This is a genomic window from Methylophilus sp. 3sh_L (assembly GCF_046766015.1).
In the GTDB taxonomy this organism is placed as follows: domain Bacteria; phylum Pseudomonadota; class Gammaproteobacteria; order Burkholderiales; family Methylophilaceae; genus Methylophilus.
Genome location: NZ_JBKOUF010000004.1, coordinates 71,299 through 91,502, shown reverse-complemented (window position 1 = coordinate 91,502; position 20,204 = coordinate 71,299). Strand labels below are relative to the sequence as shown.

14 protein-coding genes are annotated in these 20,204 nt (G+C 51.7%); 4 read left to right on the top strand and 10 right to left on the bottom strand.

All coding sequences use genetic code 11. The annotated features are described in order from the left end of the window. Window positions 1–8: 8 nt before the first annotated feature. The gene (mutL, locus tag ACIDF8_RS09915) at window positions 9–1,898 is read right to left on the bottom strand and encodes a DNA mismatch repair endonuclease MutL (RefSeq protein WP_412010461.1); all 1,890 of its coding nucleotides are present in this window, start codon (window positions 1,896–1,898) and stop codon (window positions 9–11) included. A 34-nt stretch (window positions 1,899–1,932) separates the two neighbouring features. Here mutL and ACIDF8_RS09910 point away from each other — a divergent pair, with 34 nt between their 5' ends. Beyond that, on the top strand, window positions 1,933–3,447 hold the full coding sequence (locus ACIDF8_RS09910; protein ID WP_412010460.1) for a helicase-related protein: 1,515 nt from the start codon (window positions 1,933–1,935) through the stop codon (window positions 3,445–3,447). A gap of 179 nt (window positions 3,448–3,626) precedes the next feature. On the opposite strand, the gene ACIDF8_RS09905 is transcribed toward ACIDF8_RS09910, so the two are convergent. Further along, window positions 3,627–4,952 (bottom strand): N-acetylmuramoyl-L-alanine amidase, encoded by a 1,326-nt coding sequence (locus tag ACIDF8_RS09905; protein WP_412010459.1) that lies wholly within the window; start codon window positions 4,950–4,952, stop codon window positions 3,627–3,629. After that, complete coding sequence (gene tsaE, locus ACIDF8_RS09900; RefSeq protein ID WP_412010458.1) at window positions 4,943–5,401, bottom strand: tRNA (adenosine(37)-N6)-threonylcarbamoyltransferase complex ATPase subunit type 1 TsaE; 459 nt, start codon at window positions 5,399–5,401, stop codon at window positions 4,943–4,945. The genes ACIDF8_RS09905 and tsaE overlap by 10 nt, the downstream gene beginning before the upstream one ends. Between tsaE and queG the strand changes: the two genes are divergently transcribed. Continuing rightward, window positions 5,400–6,500 (top strand): tRNA epoxyqueuosine(34) reductase QueG, encoded by a 1,101-nt coding sequence (gene queG, locus ACIDF8_RS09895; RefSeq protein WP_412010457.1) that lies wholly within the window; start codon window positions 5,400–5,402, stop codon window positions 6,498–6,500. The genes tsaE and queG overlap by 2 nt on opposite strands. A gap of 3 nt (window positions 6,501–6,503) precedes the next feature. On the opposite strand, the gene ACIDF8_RS09890 is transcribed toward queG, so the two are convergent. Genes ACIDF8_RS09890 through glgC form a run of 4 tightly spaced genes read right to left on the bottom strand, consistent with a single transcriptional unit; the run spans window position 6,504 to window position 11,996 of the window. Further along, window positions 6,504–7,451 (bottom strand): ROK family protein, encoded by a 948-nt coding sequence (locus ACIDF8_RS09890; RefSeq protein WP_412010455.1) that lies wholly within the window; start codon window positions 7,449–7,451, stop codon window positions 6,504–6,506. Then, complete coding sequence (gene malQ / locus ACIDF8_RS09885; protein WP_412010454.1) at window positions 7,444–8,901, bottom strand: 4-alpha-glucanotransferase; 1,458 nt, start codon at window positions 8,899–8,901, stop codon at window positions 7,444–7,446. Before malQ ends, ACIDF8_RS09890 begins: the two co-directional genes overlap by 8 nt. A 27-nt stretch (window positions 8,902–8,928) precedes the next feature. Next, a complete protein-coding gene (locus ACIDF8_RS09880) occupies window positions 8,929–10,632 on the bottom strand; it encodes a glycoside hydrolase (RefSeq protein ID WP_412010453.1) in 1,704 nt (567 codons plus the stop codon). 41 nt (window positions 10,633–10,673) lie between these two features. Beyond that, window positions 10,674–11,996, bottom strand: a complete 1,323-nt coding sequence (gene glgC, locus ACIDF8_RS09875; RefSeq protein WP_412010452.1) for a glucose-1-phosphate adenylyltransferase — start codon at window positions 11,994–11,996, stop codon at window positions 10,674–10,676. A 218-nt stretch (window positions 11,997–12,214) separates the two neighbouring features. Between glgC and glgB the strand changes: the two genes are divergently transcribed. Both glgB and pgi read left to right on the top strand, forming a co-directional pair. Beyond that, window positions 12,215–14,431, top strand: coding sequence for a 1,4-alpha-glucan branching protein GlgB (gene glgB, locus ACIDF8_RS09870; protein WP_412010451.1), 2,217 nt, complete (start codon window positions 12,215–12,217; stop codon window positions 14,429–14,431). Window positions 14,432–14,557: 126 nt separating this feature from the next. Continuing rightward, window positions 14,558–16,210 carry a glucose-6-phosphate isomerase gene (gene pgi, locus ACIDF8_RS09865; protein ID WP_412010450.1) on the top strand — a complete coding sequence of 551 codons (1,653 nt, stop codon included), beginning with the start codon at window positions 14,558–14,560 and terminating at the stop codon, window positions 16,208–16,210. A 73-nt stretch (window positions 16,211–16,283) separates the two neighbouring features. Here the strand turns inward: pgi and ACIDF8_RS09860 are convergent, their stop codons facing one another. The 3 genes from ACIDF8_RS09860 to ACIDF8_RS09850 form a co-directional block, all read right to left on the bottom strand. Beyond that, window positions 16,284–16,925, bottom strand: coding sequence for a response regulator (locus tag ACIDF8_RS09860; protein ID WP_412010449.1), 642 nt, complete (start codon window positions 16,923–16,925; stop codon window positions 16,284–16,286). Window positions 16,926–17,006: 81 nt separating this feature from the next. Continuing rightward, window positions 17,007–18,125, bottom strand: coding sequence for an ATP-binding protein (locus tag ACIDF8_RS09855; RefSeq protein ID WP_412010447.1), 1,119 nt, complete (start codon window positions 18,123–18,125; stop codon window positions 17,007–17,009). A 103-nt stretch (window positions 18,126–18,228) separates the two neighbouring features. Further along, window positions 18,229–20,037 (bottom strand): GGDEF domain-containing protein, encoded by a 1,809-nt coding sequence (locus tag ACIDF8_RS09850; protein WP_412010446.1) that lies wholly within the window; start codon window positions 20,035–20,037, stop codon window positions 18,229–18,231. Between the last annotated feature and the right edge of the window lie 167 nt (window positions 20,038–20,204).

The following is a 20,204-nucleotide window of genomic DNA, read 5'->3' as shown; positions in this document are numbered from 1 at the left end:
TTCAAGGGCTACTGCCCCCTCATAAACATTTTGTCTAAATCGGCCAAACTCACCTGAAACCAGGTAGGTCTGCCGTGGTTACACTGCCCGCTTCTTTCCGTCGCTTCCATGTCACGCAGCAGCGCGTTCATTTCAGTGATTGTCAGTTGCCGGTTGGCGCGCACGGCGGCGTGGCAAGCCATGGTGCCTAGCACTTCGTTTTGGCGCTCCAGCAGCACACGGCTGGCACCATATTCGTGTAAATCGCGCAATACAGCCCGAGCCAGCGCAACGGCATCAGCGTCTTGCAACATGGTAGGGATAGCGCGAATGGCAATCGTGGTTGGGGATAAGGTGGCAAGGTCAAAGCCCAGCTGTTGTAACGTGTCACTGCCTTGCAGGGATTGCAGTGTAGCCACTTCTACTTTTTCTGCATAAAAACTGATAGGAATCAGCAAGGGCTGGGTAGCAATGGCTTGCTCGCTCAAGGCGTTTTTGAGACGCTCATACATAATACGCTCATGCGCGGCGTGCATATCGACCACAATCATGCCTTCGGCGTTTTGGGCAAGGATATAAATCCCATGCAACTGCCCGAGCGCAAAGCCCAGCGGGTATTGTTGCGGGAGATCGGGTGTAGGGTGTATCGGCTGATCCAAAGCCGCCACCGTCGCAAACACCTCTAAAGAATTACTTTCTAAAATAGTCGCTTGATCCATCACCGTTGGTTTTAAGTCACCATACAGTTGACCATAAAACTGTTGCGCCATCTCGCCAGCATTGCTGATATTGGGGGGATAGCTCCCACCAAAGGCGGGGCGATTGTGCAGTGGCATTTCCACTTGTTCGCGCGGCATACTAAACACAGAAGCATCTGTCCCAGGCCGGAAAGGGTTAAACGGTGCTTGCACCGGCTGGCTGGCTTGTATCTCGGCAGAGGTTTTACCCAGAGCCTTGTGCAGGCTATGAAAAATAAAGCGGTGTACCGCTTGCGATTCGCGGAAGCGGACTTCGGTTTTAGCCGGGTGCACGTTGACATCGACCAGGGAGGGATCCAGCTCAAGAAACAACACAAACGCCGGGTGTTTATCACCATGCAACACATCCTGATAGGCTTGTTTAATGGCATGTGCAATCAGCTTGTCGCGCACAAAGCGGCCATTCACAAACACATATTGGCTATCACGGCTGTGACGCTGGTAGGTGGGCGAAGCGGTCATACCCCACAGACGCAAACCACCGCTCTCTTCCTCCAGCCAGAGACTTTGTGCGGCAAATTCGCTTCCTAACACATCCGTAATACGTTGCTGCGGGGTATTAGCCGCCAAGCGGCTAATGGCTTTGCCATTGTGTTGCAGCAAAAAACTGATATTGGGGCGAGACAGGGCGACGCGGGTAAAGGCATCCTCACAATGACCAAACTCGGTATTTTCGGTTTTGAGAAACTTGCGGCGCGCCGGGGTATTAAAGTACAAATCATGTACCTCAACAATGGTGCCAGCATCCAGCGCGGCCGGGCTTAGCTGTGGCGCTTGCGTACCTTCGGCGGCGATCTGCCAGGCATGACTGGCGGTTTGCTGACGGCTGGTGAGCACGGTACGCGAGATAGAGGCGATACTGGCTAAGGCCTCGCCCCTGAAACCCAGGCTGCCGACTTGTTCCAAATCCTCCAGGCTCTCAATTTTGCTGGTGGCGTGCCGTGTGAGGGCCAAGGCCAACTCATCCTTGGCAATGCCATGCCCGTTGTCTGTGACTTTAAGCAGCTTGATGCCGCCCTGCTGCAAAGCCACCTGAATCTGCGTACTACCGGCATCCACACTGTTTTCAAGCAGCTCTTTCAGGGCAGAGGCCGGCCGCTCCACCACCTCACCAGCGGCAATTTGAGAAATCAGTTGATCGGGGAGAAGTTTAATTTGCATCCGAGCATTTTAAACCGTTTGGTAGAATGACTGTATGTTCTCACAAGAATTTCAGGCGTATTTATCTCGATTCGCCCTTGCCCGCAAACTGGGCCGCCAGCATCACTTTTATGTCGGCCCCACCAATTCCGGCAAAACCTACCAGGCACTTGAAACCCTGCGCCAGGCAGAATCCGGCGTTTACCTCGCCCCCTTGCGCCTGCTGGCGATGGAGGTGCGTGACCGGCTGATGCAGGCTGGCGTCCCTTGCAATCTGGTCACTGGTGAAGAGCGCGTACTGGTGCCTGGGGCCAGACATACCGCCTCCACTATAGAAATGCTGCGGCCAGACCACCCTGTTGACGTGGCCGTCATAGATGAAATCCAAATGCTGATGGATCCGGACCGTGGCCGTGCATGGACGGCAGCACTGGTAGGTGTCCCGGCAAAACAAGTATTTATTTGCGGCGCCAACAGTGTCACCAGCAGTTGCATTCGTGTGCTCGATGCCCTGAACGAGCCTTACACCCTTACCCATTTACAGCGCATGACCCCGCTACTGATTGAAGAACATAGTCTTTGCGGTGCACGCTACCACGCCGCCAAACTACGCAAAGCACTACAAACCGGCGATGCAATCATCGCTTTTAGCCGCAAAGACGTTCTCACGCTGGCCGCCCGTATCCGCCAATGGGGACTCTCCGTCGCCACTATCTATGGCGCTCTTTCGCCGGAAGTCCGCCGTGTTGAATCTGCCCGTTTTGCCAGTGGCGAAGCAAAAATCCTGGTCGCCACAGACGCCATCGGCATGGGGCTCAACCTGCCGATCCGCCGCGTCATTTTTGCCAATATCCATAAATTTGACGGCATTGCCCCGCGGCCACTCAACGCCACCGAAATGCGCCAGATTGCCGGTCGCGCCGGACGCCATGGCCTGTATGACACCGGCTATGTCACCGTGCTTGAAGATGATGAGCAATGGCACTTACTAGCCATGTTAGACGCCGACGACACAGTGCCACCATTTGCCTTACCGATTGCGGTTGGTGGCGGGGATATTGAAAGCCTAAGCCAACGCATTCCAACCTGGCGCTTGGCTGAATGCATAGAGCACCTGCACAATCAATATGCAAAAGACTCCGGCCAGCATGCCTTGCAATGGCAAGTGACCCGCTTGCAATACCAGCAAGCACTACTCATAGACCAAACCGCGCCGCAATTATCAATACGGGACAAATACCGCTTGATGTGTGCCCCACTCGCGATCCAGGTACCGATTGCACGGGATTATTTTGTGCAATGCGTGCAAGCAGTTGCTACGCAACAAGCCCGGCCGTTGCCGCAACTGCCTGAATGGCTGAATGGTCAACAGGCGCAATATCTGGAGCAAGCAGAACTCATATGCCAGCATTTAAGCTTGTATAGCTGGTTATCCTATCAATATCCACGTATTTTTGTGGATAGCGCGTTGATTGACGACGCCAGGAAAAAGTTGAATGGGTTTATTGCGAGTGCGCTGAGGGTTCAGGCGGGATATGGGAAAACGCAGAGAGAGGCGGAATTGGGATAATTTCTTTAATATACCGTCACAAGGTTGCTTAAGACATCCTTTTCGCCTATAGGCGAAAGAACACCTGACATCAGAAAATAACCCTCAGTGTGGGCATAGACCTGAGCTTTTCTCATGGGGAAAGACAAAAAAGGCCACACCTCCGTATGGCCCTTCTTTAACATCACACAGTCCAGAATCTATTTTTTGGAAAATGAAGGATTCGTCGCAATGTAAGACTTCACACCAGACAAAATCGCATTCACCAACTTATCCTGATAAGCCTCATCATTCAACCTCGCTTCTTCTTCAGGATTACTGATAAATGCCGTTTCAACCAGGATAGATGGAATATCCGGCGATTTAAGCACCGCAAACGCCGCTTGTTCAACGTACTTGGAATGGAGGGTGTTGATTTTGGCAATGCGGCCGAGCACGGCTTTACCCATGCGGATACTGTCGTGAATGGTAGCCGTTTGCGATAAATCGAGTAAGGTTCTGGCCAGGTCCATATCACGCGTATCAATCGCGACGCCACCTATCAAGTCAACCGCGTTTTCCTTTTTCGCCAGATAGCGGGCACCGGCACTGGTGGCGCCCCGCTCTGACAAGGCAAACACGGAGGACCCTTTGGCAGTGCTGTTAACAAATGAGTCGGCGTGGATGGAAATAAACAGGTCAACCTTGGCAGCGCGTGCTTTTTTCACGCGGTCGCCCAAGGGCACAAAATAGTCACCATCGCGGATCAGGATCGCTTGCATGTTTTCTTCAGCATCTATCTGCTGCTTAAGCTTGCGTGCAATGGCTAAGGTAATGTTCTTCTCATGGCTGCCATTAGAGCCACGTGCGCCAGGATCTTCGCCGCCATGACCGGCATCCACCGCAATCGTGATGAGTTTTTGCCCGGGTTTTGCTTGCTTAAGCGGTTTGTCACTGGGTTTATCAAGCGCTTTATCCACTGGTTTTTCGGCCGTGGCTGCAGAATTGGTGTTTTCCGGTGCCGGATCAGCGTTTTTTTCAACGGGTTTGTCATCCGGGTGCGGCGGCGGGACTTCTTGTAATTGCTTGGAGGGTGTAAGCACCGGACTTGCCATGGCTGATTCAACCGGACCATTGGCGGGCGCAATGCTGATGGCCAAACGCTGTTGCGAGTTGCCCGCATTGAGATCGGTGACCTGGGGCTTGATATCAGACTTGATATCAAAAACAATGCGCGCGGTTTTCTCGGTAAACGGTGCAATGCGGATTTTTGACAGGTAAGGATGCTGCGGGTCGAGTTGTGGCGCGAGAGCCTTCAGGGTGGGGCTCAGTGATACCCCATCCATATCAATCACCACGCGGAAAGGGTTATCCAGCGTGAAGACGCGATACTTTACTTGCTGATCAAGCAACAATTCAACATGTGCCTGGCTGCCTTGCTGCTGTAAATTGGCCAGGATCACTTCGGCGGCCACAGCGGCCTGCACCTGAAAAAACAGGAGCACTGGCATAAGCCAGCTGAGATAAAACTCGCGGGTTACTGGCATAGTGTTTCCAAGGCCAGCGGACGCTGACTCGTGATATGCAGCACGCGTCCGTGCGGCAAGATATCAAAGCGAATTTCGATGTCTGCGGCGGGCAACACGTCTGCTGCTCGTTCTGGCCACTCGACCAGGCAAATACTGGCGGGATTGAAATAATCGCGGAATCCGGCAGCCTCCCACTCTTCAGCATCTTGAAAGCGGTAGAGGTCAAAATGATAACAAGTGGCCAAGGGCAATGTATAAGGTTCAACCAAGGTATAAGTAGGGCTTTTCACTTTGCCGACATGGCCCAGGGCATGCAACATCCCGCGTACCAGCGTGGTTTTACCCGCCCCCAGATCCCCATGCAGGTAAATCACCTGCCCCGGCTGCAATTGCTTAGCTAGCACGCTTGCGGCATGCACGGTCGCTGCTTCGTCTTTTAAAATCTGTGTAGAATACGTTTCTGTCATGTCACATCAATCACATCCCGTCCCGATTCACCTGCCAAATGATCTTGTTGCTGCGCAAATGGCGGCGACCATCAAAGGCTGGGCGCGAGAACTAGGGTTTGGCAATATCGGCATCACCGATACCGACTTGTCTGCCGCGGAACCTGAATTTTTAAACTGGCTGGATAAACAATACCACGGCGACATGGATTATATGGCAAAACATGGGACCAAGCGAACCCGCCCGGCAGAATTGGTGCCCGGCACGCTGCGGGTAATCTCGGTCAACCTCAATTATTTGCCGGAGCAAGCCGCAGATGGGTGGCAGGTATTGGAAAACCCAGAAACGGCTTATGTGGCCCGGTATGCCATGGGTCGGGACTATCACAAAGTGATGCGGCAAAAATTACAGCAACTCTGTACACGCATCAAAGAGACTTATGGCAGTTTTGAATATCGTGTATTTGCCGACAGTGCCCCCGTGATGGAAGTGGCGCTAGCCACCAAGGCCGGGGTGGGCTGGCGGGGCAAGCATACGCTATTACTCAATCGCCAGCAGGGATCGTGGTTTTTTCTGGGCGAAATTTATACCAACCTGCCACTGCCTGTGGATCCGCCCACTTCAGCGCATTGTGGTAGTTGCACGGCATGTATTGATATCTGCCCCACCGCCGCCATTGTTGCGCCCTATGAACTTGACGCCAGGCGCTGTATCTCTTACCTGACCATAGAACATCAAGGCAGCATTCCAGAGGCGTTGAGGCCACTCATGGGCAACCGGGTGTATGGCTGTGATGATTGCCAGCTCACCTGCCCTTGGAACAAATTTGCTGTCAAAACCACTGAAGCCGACTTTGCGGTACGGCATGGGCTGGACAGCCTGAGCTTGGTGGAGTGTTTCCGCTGGACGGAAGCCGAGTTTCAGCAAAAGATGGCCGGTAGCGCGATTTACCGGATTGGCTACACGCAGTGGTTGCGCAATATTGCCGTTGGTTTAGGCAATGCACCCACTTCAGATGCAGTCATTTCAGCACTGCAGTCCCGCATCCAGGATGAAAATGCCTTGGTGCGCGAGCATGTGGCCTGGGCGCTGGCAAGACACCAGCCCAGCCCTGATTAAGGTTTAATTGTTTTTTGCTGTGGTTTCTGCCAGCAAGGCAGCGCCTAACATGCCGGCAATATCGCCTGAACTGGACAAATGCACCTCGACCTTGCCTCTCAGCACGGGAATCAGGTCTGCTTCCAGCCGCTGATAAAATGCCTCAGACATGAGGGACCATGCAGCCACCACCCCGCCACCAATCAATACAGTGCCGACATCCACCACTTTTAGCACACTCGCCAGCATTTGTGCCAGTTTGCGGCCTGCATCTGCATAGACAGCGCGTGCCTGTGTATCGCCCTGCTCAGCAGCCATCGCAATCTCCAGGGCGGTGCGGATGTTGCCCGTTAACTCGGCATAGCCCTGACTAATGCCTGTGGCAGAGGCATATTGCTCAACACAGCCCTGGTTGCCGCAGCCACACAGCCGGCCTTGGTGCTCGACAATGATATGCCCTGCCTCCAGCGCGTAACCATGCTGCCCGGCCCATACCTTGCCATTGACCACTAGCCCGGCACCCACCCCGGTGCCCAGCCCTAGGTAGAGCAAGCCGCCGGCAGGCTGCCCCAGCACATAGAACTCACCAAACGCTGCCGCATTGGCGTCGTTTTCGACGCGGATATTAAAGCCTAGCCGGGCACCCAGGTCGTGTCCCAAGTTAACGTTTAATAAGCCTTGCAAATTTGGTGATTGCGCCAAAACACCAGTGTGTGGATCAATAAACCCCGGAAACCCAATGCCTATACTTTGAATTGTTGGATATTTTTCCAGCAAAGGCTGGATGGCTTCTGCAGTGACTTGAATAATCTTTTGCCAAGCGTCTTCCGGCGTGTTTTGCTTACAGATGGCAGAATAATTCGCCTCAAAACGCGTTTCTTCAATCAGACCAAGATCGGCAAATACACCCAAACGCAGGTTGGTCCCGCCTACGTCCAGGCCCAAGCGGTAAGCCGGGGTAACATCATGCATGGAGGCGGCCACTTTCTTCAACACAATGCCTGAAAGACAATATTTTTTCTTCATTCAGCTGTGGCCATTGCATACGCCAGGTCCAGTTGCCGTCTACAGTGCCAGGGGTATTCATACGCGCCTGGCTATCCAGCGCTAAAATATCTTGCATGGGGATGATGGCCAGGTTGGCTGGCGTATCCAGGGTCAGTTTAATCAAGGCTGCAGGCATGTCTGGGGTATGCTGGTTAAGGTAATAATGTAAATGGTTACGCACGTGCTCGGGGGCCGTTTGGTACCAGCCGAGGGTCGTATCGTTATCATGCGTGCCAGTGTAGGCAACACTGTTTTCTTCTATGTTTTCTGGCAAGTAAGGATTGTCCTCTCCGCCGCCAAAGGCAAACTGCAAAATTTTCATGCCTGGTAATGCGAATGCCTGTCGTAAAGCATCCACGTCTTCGGTGATGATACCCAAATCTTCGGCCACCAGACTGAGTTGCGGGAATGTTTCGCTGATCGCGCTTAACAAGGCTTCTCCCGGCGCCTCTTGCCAACTGCCATTGATGGCAGTGGGTTCCTCGGAAGGAATCTCCCAGGCGGCTTGCAAGCCGCGGAAATGATCAATCCGCAGCACATCGAATAATTGCGCTTGGGTATCGATGCGTCCCAGCCACCATGAAAAACCATCGCTCTGCATGGCCTGCCAATCGTAATGCGGATTGCCCCAGCGTTGTCCGTTTTCAGAAAAATAATCCGGCGGCACGCCCGCGACCACGGTCATATTGAGGTGATCATCGAGCCGGAACCATTCAGGATGCGCCCAGACATCGGCACTGTCATAAGCCACAAAAATCGGGATATCGCCAAACAGGCGGATGCCACGTTGGTTGGCATATCGTTTGAGCTGAGCCCATTGCTGGAAAAACACATACTGCGTAAATTTAATCAGGGTCAGCGCCTCCTGGTGAGTGACCCGGTAAGCCTGCAAGGCTTGCACATCATGCAAGCGGTAAGCTTCTGGCCACTGGTGCCAACTTAGGCTCTGATGCTGTTCGCGCAGGCTGCCAAACAGGGCAAAATCTTCCAACCAGTATTGCTGCGTCTGGCAAAAGCGCGCGAAGCCTGGCCAGGACAGGCCATGATTCTCTCCGTGATGTGTTGCGCTACCAGACTGCACGCGTGACATTACCTTGGCCATCAGCGCGGGCAAACTCAACGTGAGCTCATTCGGCAGGCACCAGCCATCTAGCTGTAGCTGCTGCGCACTGATCATACCGCTATGCCCGGCGTGTGCCGACACACTTTGATAAGGGGACTGGTCACCATGCGGCTGGTTGACTGGCAAGGTCTGCCAGACCGACACTCCCATTTTGACCAGGGTATCTACAAAGCGATAGGCATCAGGACCGAGATTGCCTTCAGGCAAAGAAGTGATGTGCATGAGCACACCCGCTTGTCTAAGTTGCGTCATGGGTGGCATTTAAATCCATTGAAAGAATCAGGTGTTTCCCCTGCGCATGGTGCCGGCATTTTCAGCGTCGCCGCCCCCCATACTGATAGGCTGGGACAAGTGAGCTGGCGGCTTAAGGCCCAGGAGCTGGTAGAGATTGGTCAAATTCCGACGGTAAAGCTGGTCAAAACTTTGTACGCTTTGTGCACTGTTATAGTCGCCAAACCACCAGAACCAGTCTGAGCCCTCGCACAGGGCCAGTTGCTGCTGGCATTTTTGCTTTTGCTCCGCCGAAAGCTGATGTATCTGTTGATCATAATGCTGCTTGGCTTCACACAACAAATCCCAGGCCCGGTTTTTGGCCGGTTCACCGATCCAGGTGCTAAAGGTGCCATATACCCAACTGCCAGCACAAATATCATTGAGCAGTGCTGGCGGTGGCAACTGTTGCTTCTGTTGCAAGGCGAGGATGTCGCTAAAGGTGGTCATCTGGATATCCGGATGTTGTACCAGCGCCTGGTAGAGTTCATGTAAAAAATAATAGCCGTTATAGGGATAGTATTCCCAGGCATTCTCGCCATCGAGGATCACGCTCACTACAGGCGTATCTTCACTGTTGGCAAGAACATGCTCAAGCGACTGGATAAAATCATGCACGGCTTCACTGGCGTATTGCTTGGAGTATTCAAAGCCGATTTTGTCAGACAAGTGATCATCGCGGAAAAAACAGACAATATCCTGCTGGCCGTTGGTAATTTTATAAGGCTGATACAGGTATTGCGAGGGCGTGTCATGCGGCAAGCCCAGCTTACGCAAACTGTTGGCCAGCACGCCCTGGCCAGTCGCAGCCCAAGCCACGCCCTGCTCTGCCAGTAACGACAGCGCGGCATGTGAGACGGCCCCTTCGGCAGGCCACATCCCGGTGGCAGGCTGCCCAAATATTTTTTGATGATATTGCTGCGCGGCCTGAACATGGGCAATCGCGCGTGGATACCCATCGGGATAGGTCGCTGACTGCGGTAAAGGCGCTTCTGGCATCGCATCGTGTGCACTTTCCAAATCAATCAGCAAAGGCAGGATGGGATGGTAATAAGGGGTGGTCGTCATCTCAATACGGCCCTTTTGCAACAAGGCTTGATAGCGCGGCAAAATGCCTTGCAGGGTTTCACTGAGCACAGCTAACAATGCCTGCCTATCTTCGAGTGTAAACAACACGCCTTTTTGCATCAGCGCTTGTACGGTTTTGTTTTTGCGCCGCAAACTTTCCCCGGTCCAGGCCAGGTGGTACCACACCAGTAAATCAGCCTTATATTGCGCAGACAGATAATGGAACTGGCCACTTTGCATGATAGGGGCGACCAGCTCGTACAACTTAAGCAAGCGCTGGTAATGCGGAAAAGGGCTCAGCATTTTTTCGTGATGGGCCTTAAAGCAGCTATCCACAATCAGCTGGCATTCTGCGTCGGTAATCTGCTCCAGGTCCGGGCTGGCTAACAAACGCAACAACGGATCACGCCATTGCCCGGTGCGCGACTGGTCAGCGTAATCTTCCAGTTGCTCGACCAGGATAGGCACAAAGTTGAAAGACACCCTGGCTTTAGGATTTTGCTCAAGGTGATAGGCCATGTCGCTGTAATCTTTAAGGGCATGCAAATAGGTCCATGGCAAAACAAACTCGCCTGACACCAGATCACGATAATCCGGTTGGTGCATGTGCCAATATAAATTCAATAACAATTTTTTATCGGACATCCTTCAACCTCTTTCCCTCATCACATTCATCGACAGTGACACTACTTCACACGGTATAAATCCTGGCCCAGCATATCGGGCGTCACCAGTACAATCCCTTTTTCAGAGACATAAAAACGTTTGCGGTCGCGCTCTAGATCGACACCGATCTGCATGCCGGCCGGGATTTCGCAGCCGCGGTCTATGACAACATTGCGCATAATCACGCCTTCATTAATCTTGACTTTAGGCAGAACCACTGCACCATCCAGATCAGAATAATCCGCCACATGTACACCGGAAAACAGCACGGAGTTTGAAACGCAGGAACCACTGATCAGGCAACCACCAGACACCAGCGAATCAGTTGCTTTGCCGGTGCGGCCTTCATCCTTGAAGACAAATTTTGCCGGCGGCAATTGTTCCTGATAGGTCCAGATCGGCCACTCACTGTCATACAGGTTAAGTTCCGGGATCACCTTGGTAAGTTCCATATTGGCTTCCCAGTAGGCATCAATGGTTCCGACATCACGCCAGTAAAAATTATTATCTTGTGCACCTACGCAGCTGTCAGTAAATCGATGCGCCTGTACCCGGTATTTCTTGATAATGTAGGGAATAATATCTTGCCCAAAGTCATGATTTGACTTGCGGTCATAAGCATCCCGGATCAATTGTTCGTATAAAAACTTGGCATTGAAGATATAAATGCCCATGCTGGCAAAAGCCACTTCAGGATTATTCGGACTCGGTTTTGGATGAGCCGGTTTTTCATCAAAAGCGATCACACGGTCAGTGGCATCCACTTCTAACACGCCAAACCCTTTAGCGTCTTCGAGCGGCACATTAATGCAGGCAATCGTCATATCGGCATTGCTACGTGCATGCGTGGCCAGCATTTTGCCATAGTCCATCTTATAGATATGGTCCCCTGCCAACACCAGGATATACTCACCGCCATTCTCACGCAGCAAATCGATATTCTGGTAAACCGCATCGGCAGTGCCTTTGTACCATTCCTCCCCCAATCGCTGCTGGGCCGGGATAATATTGACGTATTCGTTAAATTCACCACGCAAGAAGCCCCAGCCGCGCTGTACATGCTGGATCAGGCTTTGCGCCTTGTATTGGGTTGCGACGTTAATACGGCGGATACCAGAGTTGATGCAGTTGGATAAAGGGAAGTCAATAATGCGGAATTTGCCACCAAACTGTACGGCCGGTTTGGCCCGCCAGTCCGTCAGGTTTTTTAAACGGCTTCCACGCCCGCCAGCCAGGATGATGGCCACGGTGTTTTTAGTGAGGTTACTGATAAACCGGTCAGAAGGACGTTCTTGCCGCCGGTTGAATTTACGACGTTCAACAAACTCTGCTACTTGAGACATGATGCAATTCCTGTTATTCCTGATCCTGGGAATCAGCCCACAGTGATTATTGTCAGCAGGTGTGTTCATTCGCGATGACACAACACTTGGCATCTGCAGGTCTGACACCCACAGTCTGCATGATAATTGGGGTAAAGACAACGAAATTCCGGCCGCAAATGACGTAATTGTTAACTTTTTTTGATAGCATTGAATTTGCTTAACCGGACATCGACAGCATGACAGCCAAAGCTACAGCCAACCATTCCCCAGACAACCATCATCTGCAACGGATTTTAGACGCCACCCATCACAACCCCTTTGAGTATTTGGGGGTCCACCATGACGTCAAAACCAACCGCTGGCAGTTGCGCGTTTTTTTGCCGAATGCACTGCATGTATGGGTCAAAATCGGGCAAGCGTGGCAAGCCATGATCCCGGCGCCTTCGCAAAGCTTGTTCACTTTCGCCGCCACCGCCCCGCTGAGCGCGCCCGCCGTTTTAAAAATCCAACCCAAAGGACAAACAGAGCCTTATGAAACGCTGGATGTCTATGGTTTTGACAGCACGCTGTCGGCGGATGACTTGTACCTATTTGCCGAAGGACGCCTGTACGAGGCTTATCAGTGTTTAGGGGCAGTCCCCATGCAGGTAAATGGCGTGACTGGCGTCCGCTTTGCCGTCTGGGCGCCTAATGCTGCCCGTGTCAGTGTTGTTGGCAGCTTTAACCAATGGGATGGCCGTGTACATGCGATGCGCGTCCTCGGTAGTAGCGGTGTTTGGGAGTTGTTTATCCCCCACCTCACCGAGCATGATCTATATAAATTTGAAATCCGTAACCGGGAACATGGCTATGTCATGCTCAAGGCTGACCCCTATGGTAAAGCGTTTGAGGCGCGGCCAGGGACAGCCAACCGCATCTGCCACAGTCATTACAGCTGGCAGGATCAGGACTGGCTACAGCAACGTCCCCGGCATGACTGGCTACATACGCCCTTTAACTGCTATGAAGTGCATTTAGGTAGCTGGCAGCGAGCGCCGAATGGCCACTTTATGGGCTACCGTGCCATGGCGGATGCCCTGATTCCGCATCTGGTTGATATGGGCTATACCCATATAGAATTATTACCGATTGCGGAACATCCGCTCAATGAATCCTGGGGTTATCAAGTCACCGGCTATTTTGCGCCGACGCAACGTTATGGCAGTCCCGATGATCTTAAATACTTTATTGACCGCTGCCATGCGGCCAATATTGGCGTGATTCTGGACTGGGTGCCCGGCCACTTCCCCAAAGATGATTGGGCCTTGGCCCGTTTTGATGGCACGGCGCTGTATGAACATGCCGACCCCCGCCTGGGCGAGCATATGGACTGGGGCACCTATATTTTCAATTATGGACGCAATGAAGTACGCAGCTTTTTACTTAGCAATGCCTATTACTGGCTGAAAGAATTCCACATCGATGGTTTGCGCGTGGATGCCGTGGCGTCCATGCTGTACCTGGACTACTCGCGTAAAGATGGAGAGTGGCTGCCGAATGTGTATGGCGGACGTGAAAACCTGGATGTGATCGAGTTTCTCAAGCAGCTCAACATGATGGTCGGCGAGCGTTTCCCTGGGGTATTAACGATTGCCGAAGAATCGACCGCCTGGCCCGCCGTTTCACGCCCGGTCTATGCCGGCGGCCTGGGGTTCAGCATGAAATGGAACATGGGCTGGATGAATGATATTCTGACTTATATGCAACTGGATCCGGTCTACCGCCAGTATCACCATGACCGGCTGACCTTTGGCCAGATGTATGCTTACTCTGAAAACTTTATCCTGCCTTTCTCACATGACGAAGTGGTCCACGGCAAACGCTCGTTACTTGAGAAAATGCCCGGGGATGATTGGCAAAAGTTCGCCAACCTGCGCTTGTTAATGACCTTGCAAATGACCATGCCTGGTAAAAAACTCAACTTCATGGGCAATGAAATTGCGCAACGGCGTGAATGGAGTGTGAATCAAAGCCTGGACTGGCATTTGCTAGAAGACACTACCCTTGGTCATGACCTGCATCGTGGCATTCAACGTGCCAGTAAGGACCTTAACTGGCTGTATCGCCAGCAAAGTGCACTGCATGCCCACGACTTTGACCAACAAGGCTTTCAGTGGATAGACTGCGAAGATGCCGAACAATCAATATTAAGCTACGTCAGACGCGGCAAAGACCATAGTTTTGTTATAATCCTACTTAATTTCACACCGGTACCGCGCCATCAATACCGTTTGGGCGTACCACAATCGGGTTACTATCAGGAATTATTTAACAGTGACGCCGCTTGTTATGGTGGCAGCAATGTTGGTAATGGTTCCGGCTGTCAAAGTGACCCTGTGCCCTGGATGAACCAGCCAGCCTCCATCAGCCTAAACTTGCCGCCACTTGGGGGTGTCATACTTCAGTTACAATAACTGGTTACACTGTAGACACGATGTAGCCTGGCAGTAAAGATTTTTGGCCGGACAACACAATCTTGAGATTGCCTTGTCCGGCCCCGTAATTTTAATTGACTTGAAAAACGATAGTAACAACACGACATGGCAAAACTAACTACACACCCGAGCTGGCATGCGCTGAACCAGCATCAAATTGAAATGCGCGATGTTCAAATGCGCGATCTGTTTAAACAAAACCCCAACCGCTTCGAAGAATTTAGTTTAACGGTAGATGATATTCTGCTGGATTACTCCAAGCACCGTATCACTAATGAAACCCTGTCCCAGTTGTTCCAGCTAGCGCGCGATTCAAATATTGAGCAATGGCGCAGCCGCATGTTTAGCGGTGAAAAAATCAACATTACCGAAAAGCGTGCCGTATTGCACACAGCGCTGCGCAATCGCAGTAATACGCCGGTCTATGTCGATGGCAAAGATGTGATGCCAGAAGTGAATGCGGTACTGGCGCAAATGCGTACATTTACCGAGCAAGTCCGCAGTGGTGCATGGACCGGCTTCACCGGCAAACGCATTACCGATATCGTCAATATCGGTATTGGCGGCTCAGACCTGGGCCCGGTCATGGCATGTGATGCGTTAAAACCCTATGCCAGCCCCAACCTGAAAGCACACTTTGTTTCCAACATTGATGGCGCACATTTGATGCGCGTGCTGGAAGTCTGCAATCCGGAAACCACCCTATTCATCGTTGCCTCCAAAACGTTTACCACCCAGGAAACCATGACCAACGCGCACTCTGCTCGCCGCTGGTTCCTGGCGGCAGCCCAGCAAGATCAGCATGTGGCCAAACATTTTGTCGCCTTGTCCACCAATGCCAAGGCCGTGCAAGCCTTCGGTATAGATACAAATAATATGTTCGCTTTCTGGGACTGGGTGGGTGGCCGTTACTCGCTATGGTCAGCGATTGGCCTGTCAATTGCGCTGTATGTGGGCATGGACAACTTTGAACAGTTACTGGCAGGTGGTCACGCCATGGACCAGCATTTCTTGTCCGCACCGCTGGAGCAGAATATGCCTGTTATCATGGCGTTGCTGGGCGTCTGGTACAACAACTTCTTCCACGTCGACACACACGCGATTTTGCCATACGACCAAGGCATGTCCCGTTTTGCGGCTTATCTGCAACAGGCGGACATGGAAAGTAATGGCAAGTTTATTTGTCGTGACGGTAGCCGCGTCAGCTACAAAACTGGCCCCGTTATCTGGGGTGAGGCTGGCACCAACGGTCAGCATGCGTTTTACCAGCTGATTCACCAAGGCACGCAAATGGTTCCGGCAGACTTTCTGATGCCAGCCAATAGTCATTACAAAGTGGGCAGCCCAGATGACCAGCACCACAAAATCCTGTTGGCCAACTTCCTGGCGCAAACCCAAGCCTTAATGTTGGGTAAAACCCGTGAAGAAGCCCGTGCCGAACTGGAAGCACAAGGCATGAGTGGCCAGGCGCTTGAAGACTTGTTGCCGCATAAAGTGTTTGAAGGCAACCGTCCCACCACCTCTATCTTGTTTAAGCAACTCACGCCTTACACCCTGGGTAAATTGATTGCCTTGTATGAACACAAGATTTTTGTGCAAGGCATGATCTGGGACATTAACAGCTACGACCAGTGGGGCGTGGAATATGGCAAACAGATTGCGAGCCAAATCTTGCCACAACTGAATACCAAAGAGCCGGTAACCAGCTTTGATAGCTCAACTAACGGCTTAATCAATTACGCGAAGAAAATTTCATAGCTTATTGATTAAAATAAAAAAAGGCCTCTATCGAGGCCTTTTTTTATTGCGGATACGCTATCGCAATAAACACTCAAACTAATTGATTTTTGATCGCGTAGTGCGTGATATCTGCATTGTGCTTGAGATGCATTTTTTCCAGCAACCGCGTACGATACATGCTGACCGTCTTCACCGACAATGCGAGTTTATCCGCAATCTCGCTCACCGACTGTCCGGAAGCAATCATACGCATGACCTGAAATTCGCGGTCTGATAGCGTTTCGTGCAAGGCTGCGGCATGATCGTTACCTACCTGCTCAGCCAGAATTTCGGCCACATTGGGCGTAATGTATTTTTTGCCCTTGGCTAAGGTGTGAATCGCGGTAAGCAGTTCTTCTGAAGCCGTATGCTTGCACAAATATCCAGAAGCGCCCGAGCGTATGGAACGCACGGCGTATTGCTCTTCCATATACATGGAAAGCATGAGGATATTGAGCGCCGCATTCTCCCGCTTGATAAGTTTAAGTGCTTCTATGCCGGTTTTATCCGGCAACGAAATATCCAGCAACATCACATCAGCAGCGACTTCGCGCACACATTTGATGGCCTGTGCAACGTTCTCGGCCTCGCCGACAACATCAACATCCCCACTCGCAAGCAATATCTGTTTAATGCCAGACCGTAAAATGGCATGGTCATCTACGATAATGACTTTTATTTTTTGTGTATCCAACCTGATCCCTCTGTTTCACTGGCGGCACGCTGGCTGCACCAGAAAGCGCTCTGTGGATTGTAAATCGGATCAGTCATTCTGTCACGACTCTGCAGGCTTGAATGGCGCATGGACGCGGATACAGGTTCCTGGCGCCGGTGAGGCGGCAACAATCACGCACTCGCCACCCAAGGCAGCTGCACGTTCCTGCATCCCACGCAAGCCAAAAGCGTTAGATTTGATTTTATCTGCCGGGGCAATGCCAATGCCATTGTCGGTGATTTTCATGAACAATTGTTGATCCAGCAGACTCAGCTCAACTTCCACCGCATCGGCTTGTGCGTATTTGGCAATATTGGACAGGGCTTCCTGGCAAATCCGGAATAAAGCCATGGATTGATCGGCATCACACTCCAAGTCATGGCAGTTTGTGACAAATTTTGCCGAAATCCCTAATTGTTTTTTGAACTGGCTGACCTGCCACTCCAAGGCATCCACCAGCCCGAGGTCCAGGATATTAGGCCGCAGGTTACCAGAAATCCGGTGCACCGCATCAAAGGTCTGGTTAATGATGCCTTGCAGCAGATTGGCTTGCTCTAGATTGACTGGATGACCGGACTCAATTTGCTGGATGATGGTGGACAACCCCAATTTCATTGCCGTCAAGTTGCCGCCCAGATCATCATGAATTTCACGCGCGATTGAAACACGCTCCTGCTCCTTGACCTGGTTTAAGTGTGCGGTCAAGGCTTGCAAATCCAGCCTAGCTTGTTCAATCTCCTGCTTTTCATGCTTGCTCTGGCTAATGTTAAGCATAATGCCATCCCATTGCACGGCGCCCTGCCCCAAATCTTGCAAGGTGGCGCGGATATTGACCCACTTCATGTCTTGCCAGTCAGCAATCCAGATTTGCCCCTCCCAATCCAGACGTTTGTGCTGCCGGGCGGATTTTTGCAAGTTCTGCTTGAAGAGATGCGCGGAAGGCTGGTCCATGGCCTCAAACAAGGCATTCGCATCCTTGAGTAAAGCCGCTGCCGGAATACCGAGCAGCGCCTCGCAACCCTCGCTGAGATAAGTGAAGACGACTTGGCCATCCGCAGTCATATGCATCTGGAACACCAGGCCAGGAATACTGGAAACAATGGCGGAAAACCGGCGTTCACTTTCATGCAAGGCATGCTGGACACTATCAATCGGTAAATGGCTGGCTGACGTAGACACATGGCACCTCAATTACAATGCCAGTTAGCATAGCATGTCATTACCGCGCTGGGTATGGTTGGAACGACTATCAGCCCCTAGCTGACAGCGCAGCCGAGGGGAATCAGGGCGACTCGCTAATAGAGGCCGTCAGGTCGATTTCTGTCATCACCCGGTTTTTACCGCGTTTTTTGGCCAGATACATGGCTTGATCAGCCCGCAACAGAATCGAGCTGACATCATCTTCCTGCTGGAACAAGGCCACGCCGGCGCTAAAGGTGATTAACAGTTTCTGGTTATTGCCCAAAAAATATTCTTTGGTTAATGACCGCTGCAAGCGGCTCATAATCACCACAGCTTCTTTCAAGTCTGTTTTGGGCAGGAGTACAACAAACTCTTCGCCGCCCATTCTAGTCACGATATCCATAGGCCGTACAGCGCGTTTGACTACGGCAGCCAGATGTTTAAGCGCGGCATCCCCCGCCGCATGGCCATGCTGGTCATTGAGTGATTTAAAATTATCAATGTCCAACAAAGCGACGCTCAGAGGCTCGCCGCTACGGTGGAAGCGCGCGATCTCGGTCTGGAATGCATCGTCCATCCCGCGGCGATTAAGCACCCCTGTCAATTGGTCTATTCTCACGACCTCGCTCAACTGCTGCAACTCCAGTTGCAATTGATCAATCCGCTCCTGAGTATCGCTCGCTTTGCGTTGCTGGCTCAGCAAATCATCACGTGATCGCAGGATATCTGTCTGCATCACCGAGGTGTCACGCATCAGCAAGGTGACCAGTTCATTAATTTTAATCAAGTCATCCGTTTGTGAAAGCTCTTTGGCATAGGTCTCAATTTTGCCACTGTAAAGCTCGCTGGCTTCGCCCATGTATTTGAGCTTATCAATAAAGGTGCTGATTAATGTTTTAAAGGAATTTCTTGCTTCAATCAGACTGTGCTTGACCAAGCCTTGCTTGTAGATGACTTCCTTCAGGCTTTTTTCAGCTTGCTTTAACTTGGTTCTATCCAGGGGACCGCTAATAATCGATTGCACGGCATACACTTGCCCGCTTAACCAGCTATCCTCGGCGACCAGTTCGCCGATGTTTTCCAGTAACAAATGCAATAAATCGATAATATCCCCGCGCACATCATCTTCCTGCGCCCCAATCACCTCCACCCGCATTAATAAAGCCTTGAGTGATTTAGCTAACGCCTCCCACTCTTTGAGCTTTTTAGCCCGCTCAGCGTCCGCTTGCACAGCCTCTGCCTCCGCCTGCAAGTCGGGATACCCCTGCAAGCGCGGGATCAAGCCGAGATACAAGGTCTGTTTTAACAAAGTCTGCAAAATGGTAAATGCGCCATGAAACTGCTGGACTTCAGAGGGGAATCCTTCCTGGTTGCCGAGTTCTGGTGTGGGTTGCGCCGCAGTTGCCGTCGGTAGCGCTGCCGGATCTGTCAATGGAATGCCTTCTATCCTGGCATCAGAAGGCAGCCACAGATTGGCCATACCGATCAACTTGTCAGACAGGCTTTCATCATCGCCAAAATTGATCAGTACGCGCTCAAGCGTCTCGCGCTTCCTGGTGGCATCTATCCCGCTACGCTTGTCATCCCAGGCCTGCAATAAAACACGGATGGCCTTGGGCCATTTGGTAGAGTGGTTGAGCTGCTGTTGCATGGCCTCGGTGAGCAATTCACCCAACCCTTGCCAATTATCCTGCTTGAGGACCTTTTCCCAGCGGTTAATCCAGTTAGTTTGTTCCAGCGTGTCATGCGGCAATTGCTTGAGTGCTTTGCGTAAAGCGCTCGCAGCATCCTCCTTGACAGGTTTACCTGCAATCTCATAGTAAATCTGCATGTAATTGTCCGGGTTGGGTTCAACCCGCCTGACAGCCATTTGCTTGATGGTTTCACGTGCAATTTCTGAAGCTGTCATGGATGTTCCGTTTGCTGCCATCGTCTTCTGCCACATCACACTAAAATTAATAGGATGAAAATATTATGCATTGCAGTGATTGCGATTTATTGATGTATAAGAAGGTAAATAATTGTTTATTTCGCAGCCTGTCAATTTGCCAGCCACTGCACTCAGCCGAAAATAAG

Excerpts from the sequence above, each read along its gene's own strand:
- malQ (WP_412010454.1), bottom strand. The coding sequence starts at position 8,901 with ATGACGCAACTTAGACAAGCGGGTGTGCTCATGCACATCACTTCTTTG.
- ACIDF8_RS09880 (WP_412010453.1), bottom strand. The coding sequence starts at position 10,632 with ATGTCCGATAAAAAATTGTTATTGAATTTATATTGGCACATGCACCAA.
- queG (WP_412010457.1), top strand. The coding sequence starts at position 5,400 with ATGTCACATCAATCACATCCCGTCCCGATTCACCTGCCAAATGATCTT.
- ACIDF8_RS09905 (WP_412010459.1), bottom strand. The coding sequence starts at position 4,952 with ATGCCAGTAACCCGCGAGTTTTATCTCAGCTGGCTTATGCCAGTGCTC.
- pgi (WP_412010450.1), top strand. The coding sequence starts at position 14,558 with ATGGCAAAACTAACTACACACCCGAGCTGGCATGCGCTGAACCAGCAT.
- ACIDF8_RS09910 (WP_412010460.1), top strand. The coding sequence starts at position 1,933 with ATGTTCTCACAAGAATTTCAGGCGTATTTATCTCGATTCGCCCTTGCC.
- glgB (WP_412010451.1), top strand. The coding sequence starts at position 12,215 with ATGACAGCCAAAGCTACAGCCAACCATTCCCCAGACAACCATCATCTG.
- glgC (WP_412010452.1), bottom strand. The coding sequence starts at position 11,996 with ATGTCTCAAGTAGCAGAGTTTGTTGAACGTCGTAAATTCAACCGGCGG.
- mutL (WP_412010461.1), bottom strand. The coding sequence starts at position 1,898 with ATGCAAATTAAACTTCTCCCCGATCAACTGATTTCTCAAATTGCCGCT.
- tsaE (WP_412010458.1), bottom strand. The coding sequence starts at position 5,401 with ATGACAGAAACGTATTCTACACAGATTTTAAAAGACGAAGCAGCGACC.
- ACIDF8_RS09850 (WP_412010446.1), bottom strand. The coding sequence starts at position 20,037 with ATGACAGCTTCAGAAATTGCACGTGAAACCATCAAGCAAATGGCTGTC.
- ACIDF8_RS09890 (WP_412010455.1), bottom strand. The coding sequence starts at position 7,451 with ATGCATGATGTTACCCCGGCTTACCGCTTGGGCCTGGACGTAGGCGGG.